This is a genomic window from Pseudomonas sp. 2822-15 (genome assembly GCF_002742515.1).
GTDB classification, from domain to species: Bacteria; Pseudomonadota; Gammaproteobacteria; order Pseudomonadales; family Pseudomonadaceae; genus Aquipseudomonas; species Aquipseudomonas salomonii.
In genome coordinates, this window is sequence record NZ_LJRY01000159.1 from 1 (window position 1) to 233 (window position 233).

Here is a 233-nt window from a genome sequence, read left to right on the forward strand (position 1 = left end):
CATTTATACAGTTCGCCGTGCAGCGAAAGGGTTATCTGCATTGATTGTGGAAAAAGGACAAGCTGAAATGGACCGTGGTGTTGCCATATCCTATGATAACCGTCATTTTTCAAGAGAATTCGCTATAGAAGCTGCCAAAGTACTTGGAACAGATGGCGTTAAAGCTTATGTTCTTGAAGAGCTAAGACCTACTCCACAGCTTTCTTTCGCAGTTCGTCAATTAAATGCTACAG

At 42.1% G+C, this 233-nt stretch carries 1 pseudogene; it reads left to right on the forward strand.

Features of this window, described 5'->3' with window-relative positions:
• A pseudogene (locus tag AOA59_RS05545) lies at positions 1-233 on the forward strand (phospho-sugar mutase); the annotation flags it as partial.